The organism is Kitasatospora sp. NBC_00374 (genome assembly GCF_041434935.1).
Classification (GTDB): Bacteria; Actinomycetota; Actinomycetes; order Streptomycetales; family Streptomycetaceae; genus Kitasatospora.
This window is the reverse complement of sequence record NZ_CP107964.1, coordinates 7,168,579-7,185,419: the sequence shown is the minus strand read 5'-3', so window position 1 is coordinate 7,185,419 and position 16,841 is coordinate 7,168,579. Positions and strand designations below refer to the sequence as shown.

Below are 16,841 nucleotides of genomic sequence, written 5' to 3'. Positions count from 1 at the left end.
TTCAGCCCGGACCGGCGGCTCGGGTGAGCCCCAGGTCGTAGGCGAAGATCACGGCCTGCACCCGGTCCCGGGCGCCGATCTTCGCCAGCACCCGTCCGACATGGGTCTTCACGGTGGACTCGGCGAGTACCAGCCGCTGCGCGATCTCGCCGTTGGTCCAGCCCTGGGCGATGGCGACGAGGATCTCGCGCTCCCGCTCGGTGAGGGCCCGCAGCCGCGGGTCGTCGGCGGGCTGCTGTCCCGGGGCGAGGACCGGCAGGTGGTGCGCGTACGCGTCCAGCAGCCTGCGGGTCAGGCCGGGGGCGATCACGGCGTCGCCGGAGGCGACCGCCCGGATGCCGGCCAGCAGCTCCTCCGGGAGTGCGTCCTTCAACAGGAACCCACTGGCTCCGGCACGCAGAGCGGCGTGCGCGTACTCGTCCATGTCGAAGGTCGTCAGGACCAGGATACGGCAGCGGCCGCCCGCGGCGACGATCCGCCGGGTGGCCTCGATCCCGTCCATCCCCGGCATCCGGACGTCCATGAGGACCACGTCGGGGCGCAGTTCGGCGGCCCGGCGCACCGCGTCGGCGCCGTGCGCGGCCTCGCCGACCACCTCGGTCTCGGGCGAGCTCTCCAGCAGCATCCGGAAGCCGAACCGCTGAAGGGGCTGGTCGTCGACGATGAGCACGGTGGTCACGGGGTGGGGCCTCCGAGGTCGGCGGGCGGGGTCAGGGTGAGCAGGGCTTCGACGGTCCAGCCACCGCCCGGCGCGGGGCCGGCGGTGACGGTTCCGCCGTACAGGGCGGCGCGTTCCCGCATCCCGGCCAGGCCGTGCCCGGCGGGATCGGCCGCGCGGACGGTGCCGGGACCGCCGTCGGGCGGGCCGGTGTCCTGGACGCGGATGCCGACCAGCGGGCCGTCCATCGTGATCCGGAGCTGGGCCCTGGTCCGGCTGCCCGCGTGCTTGAGGGCGTTGGTCAGCGCCTCCTGCGCGATCCGGTAGACCGCGAGCTGGGCACCCAGGTCCAGGCTGTCGAGGTCGCCGCTGGTGCGGTAGGTGACCTGCGGCCCGGCGGCCCGGATGCGTTCGCACAGGTCGTTCAGGTCGGCGACGCCCGGCTGCGGTCTGAGCTCGGGGCCGGCGTGGTCCTCGCGCAGGACGCCGAGCATCCGGCGCATCTCACCGAGCGCCTCCCGGCCGGTGCCCGCGATGAGCCGCAGCGCCTCCCGGCCACGGTCGGGGTTGACCCCGGCCGCGTACGCGCCGCCGTCGGCGAGGCCGATGATGACGGACAGGTTGTGCCCGATGATGTCGTGCATCTCGCGGGCCACCCGGGCCCGTTCGGCGGCGGCGGCCAGCGCGGTGCGCTGGTCGCGTTCGATCTCCAGGCGCACCGCCCGCTCCTGCAGGGCCGCGACGTGGGCCCGGCGGATCCGCAGCGCGAGCCCGAGGGCCACCGAGGCGGTCGCGGTGCTGCCCAGGAAGAACAGCGCGTCCCCGAAGGTCACCACGGTCGAGACCCGCAGCGCGACCAGGCCGAGCGCGAGCGCCGCAACCGCGCAGGCCCAGGGCAGGTGCCGCAGCCGGCCGTGCAGCGCGAGGCTGTAGAGCGCGATCAGCAGCGCGACGTCGGCGCGCAGCCACACCAGCATGATCCACTGCGCCACGAAGACCGCGGCGATCACCCCGAAGGCCTCGGACGGCGCTCTGCGGCGCCACCACAGCGGCACCACGAGCGCGGCCTGGAACGCCAGCGTGCCGGCGTCCGGCAGCCGCGTGATCCTGAACCGCAGGCCGCGCGGGCCGCCGCCGCCGTGCACCAGGTCCGGCAGGCAGAACAGCACGAAGACCGCGAGCACCACGGCGGTGTCCAGCAGCCACGGACGCTCCCGGTCGAGCCGGCGCAGCCGCTGGCCGGCGACCACCAGCCGGGCGATCACCGGATGTCCCCAGAGCACCTCCATCCCCAGGGGTGGCGGCTGGGCCTGGGCCGCCGCGGCCACGCTGTGCTCGGTCGTCACGGTCGTCACCCGTCCATAGTGGGCGAGGACCGGCGGCGGACCGGCCGACCGGCCCGATCCGGGTGCCGCCGATCCCCGGGGGAAGGAGTCGGTCGGGCGCCGCTCACGCGTCGGTACGCACCAACCGCCAGGCCGCGCCGCCCAGTGCCAGTGCCGTCCAGGCGAGGAAGACCAGCATCCCGCTCAGCGGCGACAGCGTGCTCGCGGTGTGCTGCAGGGCGAACATCGACTCGCCGGCGTTGCTGGGCAGGTACGGGCCGATGTGATCCTGCCACGAGGTCGGCAGCAGGCTCACCAGGCCGGGGATCAGCATCAGCGAGGCGACCAGCACCGAGATGCCGCCCGCCACCGAGCGCAGCAGGGCGCCGAGGGCCGTTCCGATCACGCCGACCAGGGCCAGGTAGAACCCGGCGCCCAGCAGGCTGCGCAGCACGCCCTGGTCGGACAGCGTCAGGGCGGCGGGGGTGTCCGCGACGATGCGGCTGCCGACCACGAACGCGGTGAACACCCCGGCCGTCCCGACCAGCAGCGCGACCACGCCGTAGACCGCGGCCTTGGACCACAGCACCGGCAGGCGGCGGGGCACGGCGGCCAGCGTCGAGCGGATCATCCCGGTCGAGTACTCGCCTGCGGTGACCAGAACGCCCAGGACGCCCAGCGCCAGCTGGCCGAAGTTCGTCCCGAAGAGCGACAGCCGGACGGCCGTGGCGTTGGCGAAGTCCCGGTCCATGTGCCCACCGGAGGTCAGCCGGGACTTGTACTGCGCGGAGGCGATCAGACCGAAGGCCACCAGGAACAGCAGCGCGAGGCCGACGGTGATCCAGGTGGAGCGCAGCGACCAGAGCTTGGCCCACTCGGCGCGCAGGACGCGGCGCCCGGTGACCCGGTAGACCGGGCGGACGGGCGGGACGGCGGACGGCTCGGTGGTGTGGATCGGGGCGATGGTGCTCATGCCGCCCTCCCGGGGGTCTCGATGCCGGTGGTGCCGTGGTACTCGACGGCGTCCCTGGTCAGCTCCATGAACGCCTCCTCCAGGGACACGGCCCTGGCGGTCAGCTCGAACAGCGCGATGCCGTGCTCGGCGGCGGCCAGCCCGATCGCGCGGGCCGGCATACCGGTCACCTGGAGCTCCTCGGAGCCGGCCCGGCCGGTGATCTCCACGCCCGGGCCCGTGAGGACCTCCCGCAGACGGGCCGGATCCGCGCTCGCCACCCGGACGGTGTCGCCGCCGGCCCGGCGCACCAGCTCCTCGACCGTGGTGTCGGCCAGCAGCCGGCCGCGGCCGACGACGATCAGGTGGTCCGCGACCAGCGCCACCTCGCTCATCAGGTGCGAGGAGACGAACACCGTGCGGCCCTCGGCGGCCAGGCCGGTGAGCAGGTTGCGGATCCACCGCACACCCTCGGGGTCGAGGCCGTTCACCGGCTCGTCGAGCATGATCGTGGCGGGGTCGCCCAGCAGGGCGGCCGCGATCCCGAGCCGCTGGCCCATGCCCAGCGAGAACGCCCCGGCCCGCTTCTTCGCCACGCTCTGCAGGCCGGTCAGCCCGATCACCTCCTCGACCCGGCGGCGCGGGATGCCGTGGGTGTGGGCCTGGGCCATCAGATGGTCGAAGGCGGACCGTCCGGGGTGGATCGACTTGGCCTCCAGCAGCGCGCCCACCTCCTGCAGCGGGGCCACGTGCTCGGCATAGCGGCGGCCGTTGACGGTGACCGATCCGCCGGTCGGGGCGTCCAGGCCGACGATCATCCGCATGGTGGTGGACTTCCCGGCGCCGTTGGGCCCCAGGAAGCCGGTCACCGAGCCCGGCCGGACGGTGAAGTCCAGCCGGTCCACCGCCGTCTTCTCCCCGTACCTCTTCGTCAGCTGCTGCGCCTCGATCATCGATTCGTCCCTCGCGCTCGGGCTCCGGCCGACCCGGCCGCCTCACCAGCAACGCTAAGCACCGAACCGCGACGGACCGTGGTACTCAGGGCGCGATGCTCCGCCGATCGGTGGTACCGCGGTACTACGCCGTCCGACGCGGCAGGGCAGGACCCGGGTGGGCCACCGGTGCCGGATCGGCCCACGGCGGGCCGCCCCTGCCCGGACCGGCTCGTCTACAATGCCGTAGACATATCGGATTGTCGGCACCACGGCGCTGCCGCAGCCGGGACCGGCCGCATCCCGCCCCGCCCGACGGGCCCGACGAGCGGATGGAAGCCTGATGTACGACGGCCGGAAGGGTTCATCGAACCCCCTCCAGCAGACGGTCCATCTGCTGTCGACGGCCGGGCGGGCGGCCGAGGACAGGCTCACGGAACGGCTCGCGGAGCGCGGGATGTCCCGGTCGCACCTGGCGGCGCTGTCGACCCTCGCCGAGTTCGGCCCGCACGCCAGACCCGACCTCGCCGCGCGCCTCGGCCTCGACGCCGCGGAGGCGTTCAGGGCGGTCGACGACCTGCTGTCCGCCCGGCTCGTCGAGTCCTTCCACGTCCAGATCAACGGCCGCCACGAGGTGGTGACGCTCACCCCCGCCGGACGGGAGGCGCTGGAGCGGCTGCACGCCGACGCCGCCGCCGTCCAGGACGACCTGCTGTCGCCGCTGACCCGGGGTGAGCGGGCCCAGCTGAACGCGCTGCTGCACCGGGTGTGCGCGCTGGCCGCCCTCGCCGAGCGGGCCCGGTCAGTCCCGGCGCAGGGCGGTGCCGGCGAGGTCGACGAGGCTGTCCGCGTGCGCGCCGACCAACGGGAGGTCGTGGCTGATCAGCGCGATGGCGAGCCCCCGGTCGGCCCGGAGGCCGGCCAGCAGGGCCATGATGCCGGCGGCGGTGTCGGCGTCGAGGGCTGAGGTGACCTCGTCGCAGAGCAGCACGTCGGGTTCGGCGGCCAGGGCGCGGGCGACGGAGACGCGCTGACGCTGCCCGCCGGAGAGCTCGTGGGGGTAACGGGCGGCGAAGTCCGCGGGCAGGTCGACGGCGGCGAGGAGCCCGGCGACCCGGTCCGCGCAGCCGTCCCGGGGCGTGCCGAAGTGCAGGCGCAGCGGCCGGGTCAGGGTGGCGCCGACGGTCCGCGCGGGGTTGAGCGCCCCGAGCGGGTTCTGCGGGACGAGCTGGACGCGGCGCCGCTGGTCGCGGGTGCGGGCCCGGTGGGAGGCCGCGAGGGGTACGCCGTCGAGGGTCAACGTCCCGGCGGTGGGCGGGTGGAGGCCGGCCAGGACCCGGACCAGAGTGGTCTTGCCGGAGCCGGACGGGCCGATGATCCCGGTGCAGGATCCCGGGTGGAGGTCGAGGTCGAGGCCGGTGAGGACCTCGCGGCGGTCGCGGCCGGAGCCGACCTGCGCGCCGACGCCGCGTGCGCTCAGGGTGGCGTCCGACGCGGTGCTGCGCGCGGCCGGGCGGGGCGCGGCCGGGCTCGGCTTCGGGTTCGGGCCCGACTTCGGGTTCGGGCCCGACTTCGGGTTCGACCGACGCGGTCCGTCGCCGCCCGGCGGGTTCAGGACGAGGGTGTCGTCGGCGCAGCGGGCGACGAACTCCGGGTCGTGGCTGGACAGCAGGACGGCGATGCCCCGCCGGTGGGCGACCTCGCGCAGCAGGTCCGCGATCTCGTCGCGCAGGGCCGGATCGAGGCCCGCCGTGGGTTCGTCGAGCAGCAGCAGCCCGGGGCGGCGGGCGAGGGCGCGGGCGAGGGCGACCCGGCGCTGCTGGCCGCCGGAGAGCTCGGCCGGCCGGCGTCGTTCGATCCGCTCGCCGACGGGCAGCCGCACCTGGGCGAGCAGGTCCGTCAGGGCGGTGCGGGAGCGGTCGGCGGCGGTCTCGGTGATCAGACGGTCCACCCGCATCCGGGGGTTGAGGCCCGACCCCGGGTCCTGGCCGAGGTAGGCGAGGTGGTGCCGGCGCAGGGCGCGGAGCCGTTCCGGTGCCAGGGTGAGGATCTCGTGTCCGAGGACGGTGACGGCGCCCTCGGCGAGGTGCGCGTCCGGGGGCAGGGCGCCGGCGACGGCGCGCAGCAGGGTGGTCTTGCCGGCGCCGGACGGTCCGGTGACGGCGTGGACGCGGCCCGGCCGAAGGGTGAGGCAGACGCGGTCGAGCAGGACGGTCCCGTCGCCGAGGGCGACGGAGAGTCCGGTGATCTGTGCGGCCGGGGCGGTGGGTGTCACAGGGTGGTCTCCGGGGTGGGCCGGGCGGGCGCGAGAGCTTCGGCGGCCAGGTTGACGCTGATGGCCAGCAGGCCGATGGCGAGGCAGGGGGCGGCGACGGCCCAGGGGTTGAGCATGATGCCGGGAGCGTTCTCGCGGATCATCAGGGCCCAGTCCGCCTCGGGGGGTTGGGGCCCGAGCTGGAGGAAGGCGGCGACCGACACCACGTAGACGCCCTCGACGAAGCGCAGCCCGAACAGCGCGAGCAGGGTGGCCCGGAGGTTGGGCAGCACCTCGCGGACCACCAGGTACCACAGGCGCTCGCCGCCGGCGGCGGCGGTCTCCAGGTAGCCGGTGGCCGCGACGGGCGCGGCCGCGGCGGCGACGATCCGCACCGCGTAGGGGATGCCGAGGACGGTGGCGGCGGCGCCGACCGCGAGGCGTCCCCCGGACGGCCAGGCCAGGGCGATCAGCAGGATGCCGAGGACGGCCGGCAGCAGGATCGCGAGGTCCGCGGCGCGCTCGACCCAGCGGCCCAGGCGCGGGCGCAGGGCGGCGAGGATGCCGATCGCGGTCGCGGCCACGGTGACCACGACGGCGATGGCCAGGGCGGTGGCGATCAGTCGGGTGCCGCCGGACAGCAGACGGCTGAGGACGTCGCGGCCGAGCAGGTCCCCGCCGAGGGCGGCGCCGTCGTCGGCGCCGCCGTACGGCATGGTGACGGGCCGGTCGGTGGCGTGCGGGGCGAGCAGCGGCCCGACGAGGGCGAGGAGGACGAGCAGCAGCGCGGGCAGCGCCCGGGTGAGGATCCGGGCGGTGCCGGGGGCGGTGCGGGGGCGGGTGTCGGGGGTGGAGCCGGTCACGGGCGCCCTCCCAGGGTGCGGTCGCGGACGAGGTCGGCGAGCAGGAGCAGCGTGCTGATGGCGGCACCGGTGACGGCCACCACACCGGCGACCAGCGGGGTGTCGCGGTCGGTGATGGCGCCGGCCAGCACGGCGCCGACGCCCGGGTAGTTGAAGAGGGTCTCGACGACGACGGCGCCGCCGAGCAGCATGCCGGCGGAGGTGGCGGTGCCCACCGCGATGGCGGGCAGGGCGCCGGGCAGCATGTGGTGGCTGAGGATCCGACGGCGGGTCAGGCCGTCGAGGACGGCCGCCCGGACGTGCGGCAGCGCGGCCTGGTCCGCGAGCGCGCCGCGGACGATCCGGGTGTTCCAGCCGATCTGCGGGACCGCCAGCGCGAGCAGCGGCAGCACGAGCATGTCCCAGGAGGCGGGTGCGCCGTCGGGGCCGGTGAGGGTCACGGCGGGGAGCCAGCCCGTCCACAGCGAGAACACCAGCAGCAGGGCGATGGACACGACGAACTCGGGGAGGGCGAACGCGGCCGTGGCGGTGGCGGCGACCGTCCGGTCCACCCGGCCGCCGGGGCGCAGGGCGGCCCAGCTGCCGAGGGCGAGGGCTCCGGCGATGCTCAGGGCGAGGGCGAGCGTGCCGAGCAGCAGGGTGTTCGGGAACGGGCCGGCCAGCACGGTGGTGACGGGCTGTCCGTGCGCGGTGGTGCCGAGGTCGCCGGTGGGCAGGCCGGTCATCCAGGTCCCGAACCGCTCGGCCACCGGCCGGTCGAGCCCGAGCGCCGCCCGGCGGGCGACCATGTCGGCGGCGCTCTCGCCGCGCTCCGAGGTGGCGTTGGCCGCGTCACCGGGCAGCACCTCGATCGCGGCGAAGACCGCCGCCAGCAGCAGTGTGAGCATCCCGAGGCGCCGCAGGACGAGCCAGGCGGCCCGGCCCGCACCGGGGAGGATGCGGGCCGGGCCGGACTGCGCCCGCGGTGCGCCGGCACCGCGGGCGGCGGGGGCCGGGATCAACGGGCCAGCCAGGTCTTCTCGAGCTGGACGCGGCCGTAGCCGGGGAGCCTGGGCAGGTTGCGGACGGGCGCGCCGGCCAGGTCGATGCCGTCGGCCATGCCCCACAGCAGGTAGCCGGACTTCGCGTACTCGATCTCCTGCAGCCGGTGCAGCGCCGTGGCCCGCTCGGCGGTGTCGGCGGTGCCGAGCGCCTTGCGGTAGGCCTCGTCGAAGGACGGCTCCTTCCAGCCGGCCTCGTTCTGGCCGGACTCCGAGACCATGGTCTTGGAGGCGAAGAACACCACGGAGTCGTTGGTGCCCCAGTAGGTGGTGTAGAGCGGCGCCTTGAGCCAGCTGGCGTCCCAGAAGATCTTCGAGTCCTGCTTCACCACGTTGATCTTCACGCCGGCCTCGCGGACCTGGGTGGCGAAGAGCGTCGCGGACTCCGCGAGGCCGGAGATGTCCTCGGTGGTGAGCAGGTCGTAGGTCTTGGCGCTGTCGAAACCGGCCTCGGCCAGCAACTGCCTGGCCTTGTCCAGGTCGCGCCTGCGCTGGGGCAGGTCCTTGGCGAACGCCGGGTCGCCGGTGCCGAGGACGTCGTTGCCGACCGTGCCGTAGCCGGACAGGACCTGCTTGACCATCGCGTCGCGGTCGACGGCGAGGCGCAGCGCCTCACGGACCCTCGGGTCGGCGAACGGGCCGTCGGCGGTGCGCATCACGATGGGCATCGCCATGTCGTTGGGGCGGCGCAGGATCTGGACGTCCTTGCGGGCCTCGGCGGTACGGGCCGCGACGGCGCCGACGTTGGAGGCGACGTCGATCTGTCCGGCGAGCAGGGCGTTGGCCATCGCCTGCGGGCTCTCGAAGATGCTCACCTCGACGGCGTCGAGCAGCACCTTGCCGCCGTACCAGTCGTCGTTGCGCACCAGGCGGGCGTTGCCGTCGCGGAACCAGTCGAGCTTGAAGGGGCCGGTGCCCGGCGCGGTGGCGATCGCGTCGTCCCCGGTGCCCTTCTTCAGGACGAAGGTGGTCAGCCGGGTCAGCAGCGGCAGATCGGCGTTGGCGTAGTCGGAGACCAGGACGACGGTCCTCGCGTCCTCGGCCGTGATGCCCTCCGGCTTGATGCCCGGCAGCCGGGACGCACCGGAGGGGGTGGCCCGCAGCCGCTTCAGCGACCAGACCACGTCGTCGGCGGTGACCGGGGTGCCGTCGTGGAACTTCGCGCCGTCGGCGACGGTGAAGCGCCAGGTCTTGAGGTCCTCGGAGGGCTTCCAGCCCGCGGCGAGCCTGGGCGCGGTGTTGGTCCGGTCCCCGGGCACCGTCAGGGTGTCGTAGACCAGGCTGAGGATCAGGTAGTCGCTCTCGTTGGCCTGGGTGCCGTGCGGGTCGCGGGTCACGGCGGACGCCTTGCCGAGCGCACCGACCTTCAGCGTGCCGCCGCTGCGCGGCTGTTCGGACGCGGATCCGGAGGCCGCGGTGTCCGTCGATCCGCCCTTGCCGCTGCTGCAGGCCGCGAGCGCACCGGCCGCCCCGATCCCGGCACCGGCCCACAGCAGCTGTCGTCTGGTGACGCCCACGTCGGTCCTCGTTTCAGGTCGAGCAGAAGTTGCTTAGGTTTACCTACCCTAAGTTTTGGGATCTCCGCAACCCGCCCGGACCAACTTGGCCGACGGACGACCACTGCCGACTATGCGTCAATTCCCCATCCCATCAGGCATGTTGCCGCGGCATGCATCGATCGTGCACCTACCCCACGGGCGACGACAGAAATGTAGACAGTTCCGATGGTAAGGCTTGCCTTACCTTCGAGTCGTTGTTACGTTCCTCGGTGTCCGGCTGCCCGAGCCGCGCCGGACCCGACGCCTCCGCGTTCCCTCCCGCGTTCCTGCCGGGCCGCGCCATGCCGTGCGCCCGCACTCCCCCCTGCCTCCGCAACGGAAGGTGCCCCCGTGCCCACCGCCGCCCCCGCCCCGGTACGCCGGCTCGACGCCACCCACGTCGCCGAGCTCACCACCACCGCGGCCGAACTGCTGGACCTCCACGGCTCCGCCACCAGCCCCGCCCTGCTCGCCGGCCTTCCCCCCGCCTGCGCCCGGCTCAGCCGCCAACTGCACCACGCCCTGCGCCCGGTGGACACCGCCGACGGCCTGTTCGTGCTGCGCGGACTGCAGGTCGACGACACCGAACTCGGCCCCACCCCCGGCCACTGGGCGGGTGTCGGCGAGGCCGGCGCCGTCTGGGACGTCGTCCTGCTGCTGGTCTCCGCCCTGATGGGCACTCCGATCGCCTGGGACGGCCAGCAGGATGGCCGCTTCGTCCACAACATCGTCCCCTCCCCCGGCCACGAGAGCGTCCAGACCGGCGCCAGCAGCAGCGTCCTGCTCACCCCGCACACCGAGGACGCCTTCCACCCGGGCCGCGCCCACCTGCTGCTGCTGTGCTGTATGCGCAACCACGACGACATCGCCACCACCGCGGCCAGCATCCGCCTGACCGAGCTGTCCCCGGCCGACGTCACCGAGCTGACCAGGCCCGTCGCCCCGATCCTCCCGGACGACGCCTACCAGGAGGCCCAGCGGTTCGGCGGCCGGCCCGCGTCGGTGCCCACCCTGTTCGCCGGCGAGGACGGCCTCACCCTCCGCTTCGACCCCGCCTACACCCCGCTCGACGAGGCGGACGAGACCTGGTGCGCCGCCTACCGCCGGCTGGAGGACGAACTCGCCCGGGTCTCCGTCGCGGTGAGCCTCGAACCCGGAGACGTCCTGGTCGTCGACAACGACCTCGTCGTGCACGGCCGCGTCCCCTTCACCGCCCGCTACGACGGCACCGACCGCTGGCTCAAGCGCGCCTCCGTCCGGGTGCCCGGCCGCCGTACCCGCCCCGAGGCGGAGGCCGACGAGCACGGCTACGGCCAGGCCGCCGTCGAGGCCTGGGCCGCCTGACCCGGACCGGCCGCACCACCGTCGCACCCGCCTCCCGAAGGGACACCCCCATGACCTCCCAGGACACCGTGACGCCCCACGACGGCACCCTGCGCGTCCTGAGCACCGGCGACCTCGCCGGTATCGACATCACCCTGACCGACGTCCTCGACACCGTCGAGCAGGCCTACCGCACGCTGGCCGCCGGGCAGTCGGACAACCCGCGCAAACTCACCGTCAAGCCCGCCGACGGACACTCCGTCTCCTACGCCATGCTCGGCCGCGACGGCGTGCGCAACGTGGTGGCGATCAAGACCTCGTACAAGCACGGCCTGCGGGAGAGCCGCGAGCGGCAGCACTACTACACGACGCTCAGCCTCTACGACGACGTCACCGGCCTGCCGGTCGCGATGATGGACTGCGGCCGGATCGGCTCGCTGCGCACCCCGGCCGTCACCGCCCTGCTGGCCCGCGAGTGCGCCTCCCCCGACGCCCGCACCGCCCTGGTGATCGGCACCGGCACGCAGGGCCGCCTGGCACTCCCGTTCCTGCTGACCGCCCTCCCCCGGCTGGAGCGGCTGATGTTCTCCGGCACCCACCCCGACGGCATCGCCGCCGTGCGCGACCAGCTCGCCCGGCACTTCCCGGACCGCGAGCCGGAGTTGGTCACCGACCTGGACCGGGCCGCACAGGACGCCGACATCATCGTCGCGACCGCCGGCGGCCACACCCCCGCCGCCGTCGAGGCCGACCGGCTCCGGCCGGGCGCCCTGGCCGTCCTGGTCGGCCACGGCCTGGCCCCCTCCACCCTGCACCGGGCCGACCGGGTGATCGCCACCAGCGAGGCCCAGATGCAGGTCACCGGCACCGACATGGCAGACGCCGACGGCAGGCTGCCCGCCGTCGACGTGGAACTGCCCGCCGTCCTCGCCGGCACCGCCACGGCCCGCACCTCCCCGACCGAGCGGATCTTCGCGTACAACAGCGGGCTGGTCGTCACCGACATCGCACTCGGCCACCGCTTCGCCCAACTCGCCGCCGAGCAGGGGCTGGGCACCGAGGTCGCACTGTGGCGCTGACCCTCCCCACCCACCCCGACCCCGGCCACGACGCGGTACTGGCGAGCGGACTGCTGCAGGAGCTGGCGCACGCGCTCGGCGGCCCGTTCCACTTCCTGCTCCCCGAACGGTTCGACGCCAACCTCGCCGCCTTCCGGGCCGTCCTCGACGAGTCCGGGGTGGAGGGGAAGGTGTACTACGCGAAGAAGGCCAACAAGGCCGCCGCCTTCGTCGAGCGCTGCGCCGAGGCCGGCGCCGGGGTGGACGTCGCCGGCCACGGCGAGCTGCGCGAGGCACTCGGCCACGGCGTCCGCGGCGAGGACCTGGTGGTCACCGGCCCGGCCAAGGCCGACCGCCTGCTGCGGGTCGCCGTGCTGCAGGGCGCACTCATCGCCGTGGACTCCCTCGACGAACTCGACCGCCTGCTGCGGGCGGACGGCCCCCGGCCGGTCAGGATCCTCCTGCGCCGCCACCCGCCCACCCAGCCGGACAGCCGCTTCGGCCTCGACGACGCCCAGCTGGAGACGGCGCTGCTGCGCTGCGCGGCCGCCGGCGACCGGATCCGGATGGAGGGCTTCAGCTTCCACCTGTCCGGCTACGCGGTGCAGCCGCGCACCGACCTCGCCGGCGAGCTGGTCCAACTCTGCCTCAAGGCCAGGATCCTGGGCCTGCAGGCCGACCGGATCAGCATCGGCGGCGGCTTCGCCGTCGACTACACCTCCGAGGGGGCCTGGCGGACCTTCCTCGCGGCCCAACGCCCCGACGACTACCACGCACGGAAGTCCTTCGGCCCGGACGACTTCTACCCGTACCACTCGCCCGTCGCCGGCGCCGACGCGCTGCGCGCCGTCCTCGCCGCCCGCCCCGGCCACACCGGCGCGCCGCTGGCCGCGCGCCTGCGCGAGGCCGGCGTGATGCTGCTGCTGGAACCGGGCCGCGCGCTGCTGGACGGCGCCGGGTCCTCCGTGTTCCGGATCCAGGGCGTCAAGGACCGCGCCGGGTACGGGATCGTCACCGTCGACGGCACCAGCCTCAGCCTGTCCGAGCAGTGGTTCAACAGTGAGTTCCTGCCCGACCCGGTCCTGCTGACCGACGGCCGGCCCGCCGACGACGACACGGCGTACCGGGCCTGCGTCGGCGGCGCGAGCTGTCTGGACTCCGACCTGCTGACCTGGCGCAAGGTCGGCTTCCCGGTCCGGCCCGAGGCGGGCGACCTGCTGGTCTACCCGAACACGGCCGGTTACCAGATGGACTCCAACGAATCCCCCTTCCACGACCTCCCGCTGCCGCCCAAGGTCGTCCTGGACGGCCCCGAGCCCCGCCCCCGCTGGCGCCTGGACCACCACCCCTCCCGCTGACCCACCTGCCACCACCACGGCCCCGCCGCCCCGAGGAGCCCCCACCATGACCGACGCCCTCCGCCGACCTCCGGTGGTCACCCGCGTCTCCGACCTCATCGGCTACACCCCGCTGTTCGAGCTCGCCCGCGCCGACAACGGCGCCCGGCTCCTGCTCAAGCTGGAGATGTACAACCCCACCGGCAGCGCGAAGATCCGCATGGCCCGGCAGATGGTCCTCGACGCCGAGGCGCGCGGCGAACTGCGCGCCGGCGGCCACATCATCGAATCCACCTCCGGCAACACCGGCCTCGGGCTCGCCGTCGTCGCCGCCGAACGCGGCTACCGGTTCACCGCCGTCGTCGACAACCACGCCGCCGTCGACAAGCTGCGCGGGATGAAGGCCATGGGCACCGAGCTGGTCTACGTCGTCGAGGACGGCGCGGAGGAGCTCAACACCGCCGCCCGGGAGGAGCTCGCCGAGGCGCTGGCCCGGGGCAAGGACAACACCTTCTTCACCGAGCAGCACAACAACCCCAGCAACGCCGTCGGCTACCACCCCGTCGGCCGCGAGATCGCCCAGGCCCTCGACAACCGGGTCGACGTGTTCATCGGCGCCGTCGGCACCGGCGGCGGCCTGTGCGGCACCGCCCTCGAACTGCGCAAGCACGTCCCCGACGTCCGGGTCGTGGGCGTCGAACCGAAGGGCTCCATCGCCTTCGGGCCGCCCGCCCACGACTACTACCAGTCCGGCACCGGCACCCCCGAGGGCGCCACCCTCGGCCTGCTGGTCGACTTCGACCTCATCGACGAAGGCGTCAAGGTCGGCGACGTCGAGGCGTTCGCGACCGCCCGCGTCGTCGCCCGCCGCACCGGCCTGCTCATCGGCGGCTCCGCCGGCGGCGTCGTCCACGAGGCCCTCGCCCGCCTGCGGGACCTTCCCCCCGACGCCGTTATGGTCGCCTTCGTCAACGACGGCGGCGAGAAGTACCTGGACACCGTGTTCAACGACGACTGGATGACCGCCCGCGACCTCGTCGACGAGACCGTCGAGGCCGAGATCGACGAGACCCTGACCAAGCTCCGCAGGCACTGACAGCCCGCCCGCCGTGACACTCCACAGGCATTGACCCCGGGAACCGACACCCATGCAGCAGCAGCTCAGCACCCTGGCCCGCGACAGCCGCGCGCTCGCCGTACTCGCCGTCCCCCTCGCCCTCACCCAACTCGCCCAGGTCGCCCTGACCACCACCGACACCGTCATGATGGGCGCCCTGAGCACCGAGGCGCTGGCGGCCGGCGGTCTCGCCCTGGTGGTCTTCAACCAGCTGCGCACCATGGGCGTCGGCCTGGTCACCTCCGTCGGCAACCAGGTCGCCGCGGCGGCCGCCCGCGCGGAACGGACCGCGGCCGACACCACCGGCACCACCGGCACCACCGGCACCACCGACGGTACGGACGAGGACGGCGCGGAGGTCCGCGGCCTCGTCCGCGCGGCGCTCGCCGTCGCCACCATCGCCGGCGTCGCCGGAGCCGTCCTCATGATCCTCATCGGCCGGGCCGCGACCCTGCTCGGCCAGGACGCCGCCGTCGCGGACCGCGCCCAGAGCATGCTGGTCGCGCTGGCCCCCGGGCTGATCCCCTGTCTCTGGTTCCAGGCCGTCCGGCAGTTCACCGTCGGCATGCGCCGGCCGCAGGCACTGCTGCGGATCACCATCGCCTCCGTCGCCGTCAACGCCGCCCTCAACTGGGCGTTCATCCACGGCACCTGGGGCGCCCCCGAGCTCGGCCTCACCGGCATCGGCGTCGCCACCAGCAGCGTCCACCTGCTGGCCTTCATCGCCCTGTACGCCTCCGCCCGCCGCGACCCGCGGCTCGCGCCGCTGCTCAGCCTCGCGTTCTGGCGGGCCGACGCCCGCACGGTGCGACGGCTCCTGGGCCTGGGCACCCCGATCGCCGCCACCTACGGCTCCGAGGCCGGCTTCTTCTTCGTCACCGCCCTGATGGCCGGCAGCTTCGGCCCCGCGGCCCTCGCCGCCCACACCGCCGTCAACCAACTCGTCTACATCGTCTTCCAGGTGGCCGTCGGCCTCTCCCACGCGGCCTCCATCAACGTCAGCCGCGAACTCGCCCTCGGCGCCCACGACGCGGCCCGCCGCATCAAGAACACCGCCCTCGCCTGCGGGGCCGCCGCCACCACCCTGGTCGGCCTCGCGTACCTGACGGTGCCCCAGCTGGTCCTGCGGCCCTACTTCGATCCGGACAGCGCCGCCGACCAGGACGCCCTGCACATCGCCACCGGCCTGCTCGTCGTCGCCGCCGTCCTCCAGTTCTTCGACTGCGCGCAGAACATCGGCGTCGGCCTGCTGCGCGGCCTCGACGACACCCGGAGCGGCTTGTGGATCACCCTCGTCGGGTACTGGCTCGCCGGCCTCCCCGTCTCCTGGCTCCTCGCCTACCCCCTCGGCGGCGACACCCGCGGCCTGTGGCTCGGCCTCCTCGTCGGCCTCGCCACCACCGCCGTACTGCTCCTGCGGCGGTACGGCCGGGCCCTCGGCGCCAGGGCCGACACCGACGCCGGCGCACCGCGGACCGTGGCGGCCTGACGGCGGGCCGGCCGGGCCCCGGACGGCACCGGCCCCGGCGTCCCTACCGGCCCGCCGAGGGCGCCGAGCCGCCGCGCGGTTCGATCCGGAAGTCGAAGGCGGCCGTCCCGGGGTCCACCGCCGACACCCCGCCGTCGACGGTGAGAGTCGCTCCGTTGACGAAGCTCGCGGCGGGCGACAGCAGCCAGCCGACCACCTCGGCGACCTCCTGCGGGTCACCGGCGCGGCCGGCGGGGACGAGCCGGGTCGCCTCCCGGTACGCCGCGTCGCTGCCGTCCAGGCCCGCCTCGTCCGCGAACCGCGCCATCCGCCGGTCGGCCATCTCGGTCCGCACCCAGCCCGGGCAGACGACGTTGGCCCGCAGCCCGCGGTGGCCGTAGTCGACCGCGAGGGAGCGGCAGAGCTGCAGCAGCCCGGCCTTGGAGGTCGCGTACGCGGCGTTGCCTGCGCCGTTGCGCAGCGCGGACACCGAGGCGACGGCGACGACCGCGCCGCGCGCCTCCAGCAGGTGCGGCAGCGCGGCCCGCTGGAGCAGGAAGGGGCCGGTGAGGTTGGTCCGGATCACGGCGTCCCAGTCCTCGACCGACAGGTCCCCGACGGCGCCGCTGCGCCCGGTACCGGCGTTCAGGACCAGCCCGTCGAGGCGCCCGTACGCCGACACCGCCGCGTCCACCAGGCCGCGGACGGCGTCCTGGTCGCCGGTGTCCGAGGGGTGGGCCAGGGCGCCGGTCTCCGCCGCGATGCGGTGCAGCGGCTCCGGCCGCCGGCCGGAGACGACGACCTGGTGCCCGGCGGCGCGCAGCAGCCGGGCGGTCGCCGCCCCGATGCCCGTTCCCCCGCCGGTGACAATGACAACTCGCTGATCAGCCATGGGGCTTCGGTTCTCCAGAGCAGTCGTACACGGACTGTTCGATCATAGCCGCCGGCACCGGGTCACCGTCCCCGGTTCACGCCC

The 16,841-nt window shown here is 74.4% G+C and carries 14 protein-coding genes; 5 read left to right on the top strand and 9 right to left on the bottom strand.

What is annotated here, in order from left to right:
• Position 1: 1 nt before the first annotated feature.
• From OG871_RS31945 to OG871_RS31910, 8 genes are all read right to left on the bottom strand, one after another.
• Entirely contained in the window at positions 2-679 is a 678-nt protein-coding gene (locus OG871_RS31945) for a response regulator (RefSeq protein ID WP_371501533.1), read from the bottom strand.
• A complete protein-coding gene (locus OG871_RS31940) occupies positions 676-1,947 on the bottom strand; it encodes a sensor histidine kinase (RefSeq protein ID WP_371503482.1) in 1,272 nt (423 codons plus the stop codon). Before OG871_RS31940 ends, OG871_RS31945 begins: the two co-directional genes overlap by 4 nt.
• Positions 1,948-2,107: 160 nt before the next feature.
• On the bottom strand, positions 2,108-2,956 hold the full coding sequence (locus tag OG871_RS31935; protein ID WP_371501532.1) for an ABC transporter permease: 849 nt from the start codon (positions 2,954-2,956) through the stop codon (positions 2,108-2,110).
• Positions 2,953-3,888, bottom strand: a complete 936-nt coding sequence (locus OG871_RS31930) for an ATP-binding cassette domain-containing protein (protein ID WP_371501530.1) — start codon at positions 3,886-3,888, stop codon at positions 2,953-2,955. Before OG871_RS31930 ends, OG871_RS31935 begins: the two co-directional genes overlap by 4 nt.
• Positions 3,889-4,669: 781 nt before the next feature.
• Positions 4,670-6,142: an ABC transporter ATP-binding protein gene (locus OG871_RS31925; RefSeq protein ID WP_371501528.1), complete on the bottom strand. Its 1,473-nt coding sequence runs from the start codon at positions 6,140-6,142 to the stop codon at positions 4,670-4,672.
• Positions 6,139-6,984: an ABC transporter permease subunit gene (locus OG871_RS31920; RefSeq protein WP_371501526.1), complete on the bottom strand. Its 846-nt coding sequence runs from the start codon at positions 6,982-6,984 to the stop codon at positions 6,139-6,141. The genes OG871_RS31925 and OG871_RS31920 overlap by 4 nt, the downstream gene beginning before the upstream one ends.
• Positions 6,981-7,997 carry an ABC transporter permease gene (locus OG871_RS31915; RefSeq protein WP_371503481.1) on the bottom strand — a complete coding sequence of 339 codons (1,017 nt, stop codon included), beginning with the start codon at positions 7,995-7,997 and terminating at the stop codon, positions 6,981-6,983. Before OG871_RS31915 ends, OG871_RS31920 begins: the two co-directional genes overlap by 4 nt.
• Positions 7,982-9,541 (bottom strand): ABC transporter substrate-binding protein, encoded by a 1,560-nt coding sequence (locus OG871_RS31910; RefSeq protein ID WP_371501524.1) that lies wholly within the window; start codon positions 9,539-9,541, stop codon positions 7,982-7,984. The genes OG871_RS31915 and OG871_RS31910 overlap by 16 nt, the downstream gene beginning before the upstream one ends.
• A gap of 372 nt (positions 9,542-9,913) precedes the next feature.
• On the opposite strand from OG871_RS31910, the gene OG871_RS31905 reads away from it, so the two are divergent.
• Genes OG871_RS31905 through OG871_RS31885 form a run of 5 tightly spaced genes read left to right on the top strand, consistent with a single transcriptional unit; the run spans position 9,914 to position 15,886 of the window.
• Positions 9,914-10,906, top strand: coding sequence for a TauD/TfdA family dioxygenase (locus OG871_RS31905; protein WP_371501523.1), 993 nt, complete (start codon positions 9,914-9,916; stop codon positions 10,904-10,906).
• Between the two features lie 50 nt (positions 10,907-10,956).
• Positions 10,957-11,964 carry an ornithine cyclodeaminase family protein gene (locus OG871_RS31900; RefSeq protein WP_371501521.1) on the top strand — a complete coding sequence of 336 codons (1,008 nt, stop codon included), beginning with the start codon at positions 10,957-10,959 and terminating at the stop codon, positions 11,962-11,964.
• Positions 11,955-13,301 (top strand): Y4yA family PLP-dependent enzyme, encoded by a 1,347-nt coding sequence (locus OG871_RS31895; protein WP_371501519.1) that lies wholly within the window; start codon positions 11,955-11,957, stop codon positions 13,299-13,301. The genes OG871_RS31900 and OG871_RS31895 overlap by 10 nt, the downstream gene beginning before the upstream one ends.
• 46 nt (positions 13,302-13,347) lie before the next feature.
• Positions 13,348-14,376 carry a cysteine synthase family protein gene (locus OG871_RS31890; RefSeq protein ID WP_371501518.1) on the top strand — a complete coding sequence of 343 codons (1,029 nt, stop codon included), beginning with the start codon at positions 13,348-13,350 and terminating at the stop codon, positions 14,374-14,376.
• A gap of 52 nt (positions 14,377-14,428) precedes the next feature.
• Complete coding sequence (locus OG871_RS31885; RefSeq protein WP_371501517.1) at positions 14,429-15,886, top strand: MATE family efflux transporter; 1,458 nt, start codon at positions 14,429-14,431, stop codon at positions 15,884-15,886.
• A 43-nt stretch (positions 15,887-15,929) separates the two neighbouring features.
• Here the strand turns inward: OG871_RS31885 and OG871_RS31880 are convergent, their stop codons facing one another.
• Positions 15,930-16,757, bottom strand: coding sequence for an SDR family NAD(P)-dependent oxidoreductase (locus tag OG871_RS31880; protein ID WP_371501515.1), 828 nt, complete (start codon positions 16,755-16,757; stop codon positions 15,930-15,932).
• Positions 16,758-16,841: the final 84 nt, after the last annotated feature.

Bases quoted from the DNA above. Each gene is read 5' to 3' on its own strand.
- OG871_RS31940 (WP_371503482.1), bottom strand. From the start codon at position 1,947: ATGGAGGTGCTCTGGGGACATCCGGTGATCGCCCGGCTGGTGGTCGCC.
- OG871_RS31935 (WP_371501532.1), bottom strand. From the start codon at position 2,956: ATGAGCACCATCGCCCCGATCCACACCACCGAGCCGTCCGCCGTCCCG.
- OG871_RS31930 (WP_371501530.1), bottom strand. From the start codon at position 3,888: ATGATCGAGGCGCAGCAGCTGACGAAGAGGTACGGGGAGAAGACGGCG.
- OG871_RS31900 (WP_371501521.1), top strand. From the start codon at position 10,957: ATGACCTCCCAGGACACCGTGACGCCCCACGACGGCACCCTGCGCGTC.
- OG871_RS31890 (WP_371501518.1), top strand. From the start codon at position 13,348: ATGACCGACGCCCTCCGCCGACCTCCGGTGGTCACCCGCGTCTCCGAC.
- OG871_RS31885 (WP_371501517.1), top strand. From the start codon at position 14,429: ATGCAGCAGCAGCTCAGCACCCTGGCCCGCGACAGCCGCGCGCTCGCC.
- OG871_RS31880 (WP_371501515.1), bottom strand. From the start codon at position 16,757: ATGGCTGATCAGCGAGTTGTCATTGTCACCGGCGGGGGAACGGGCATC.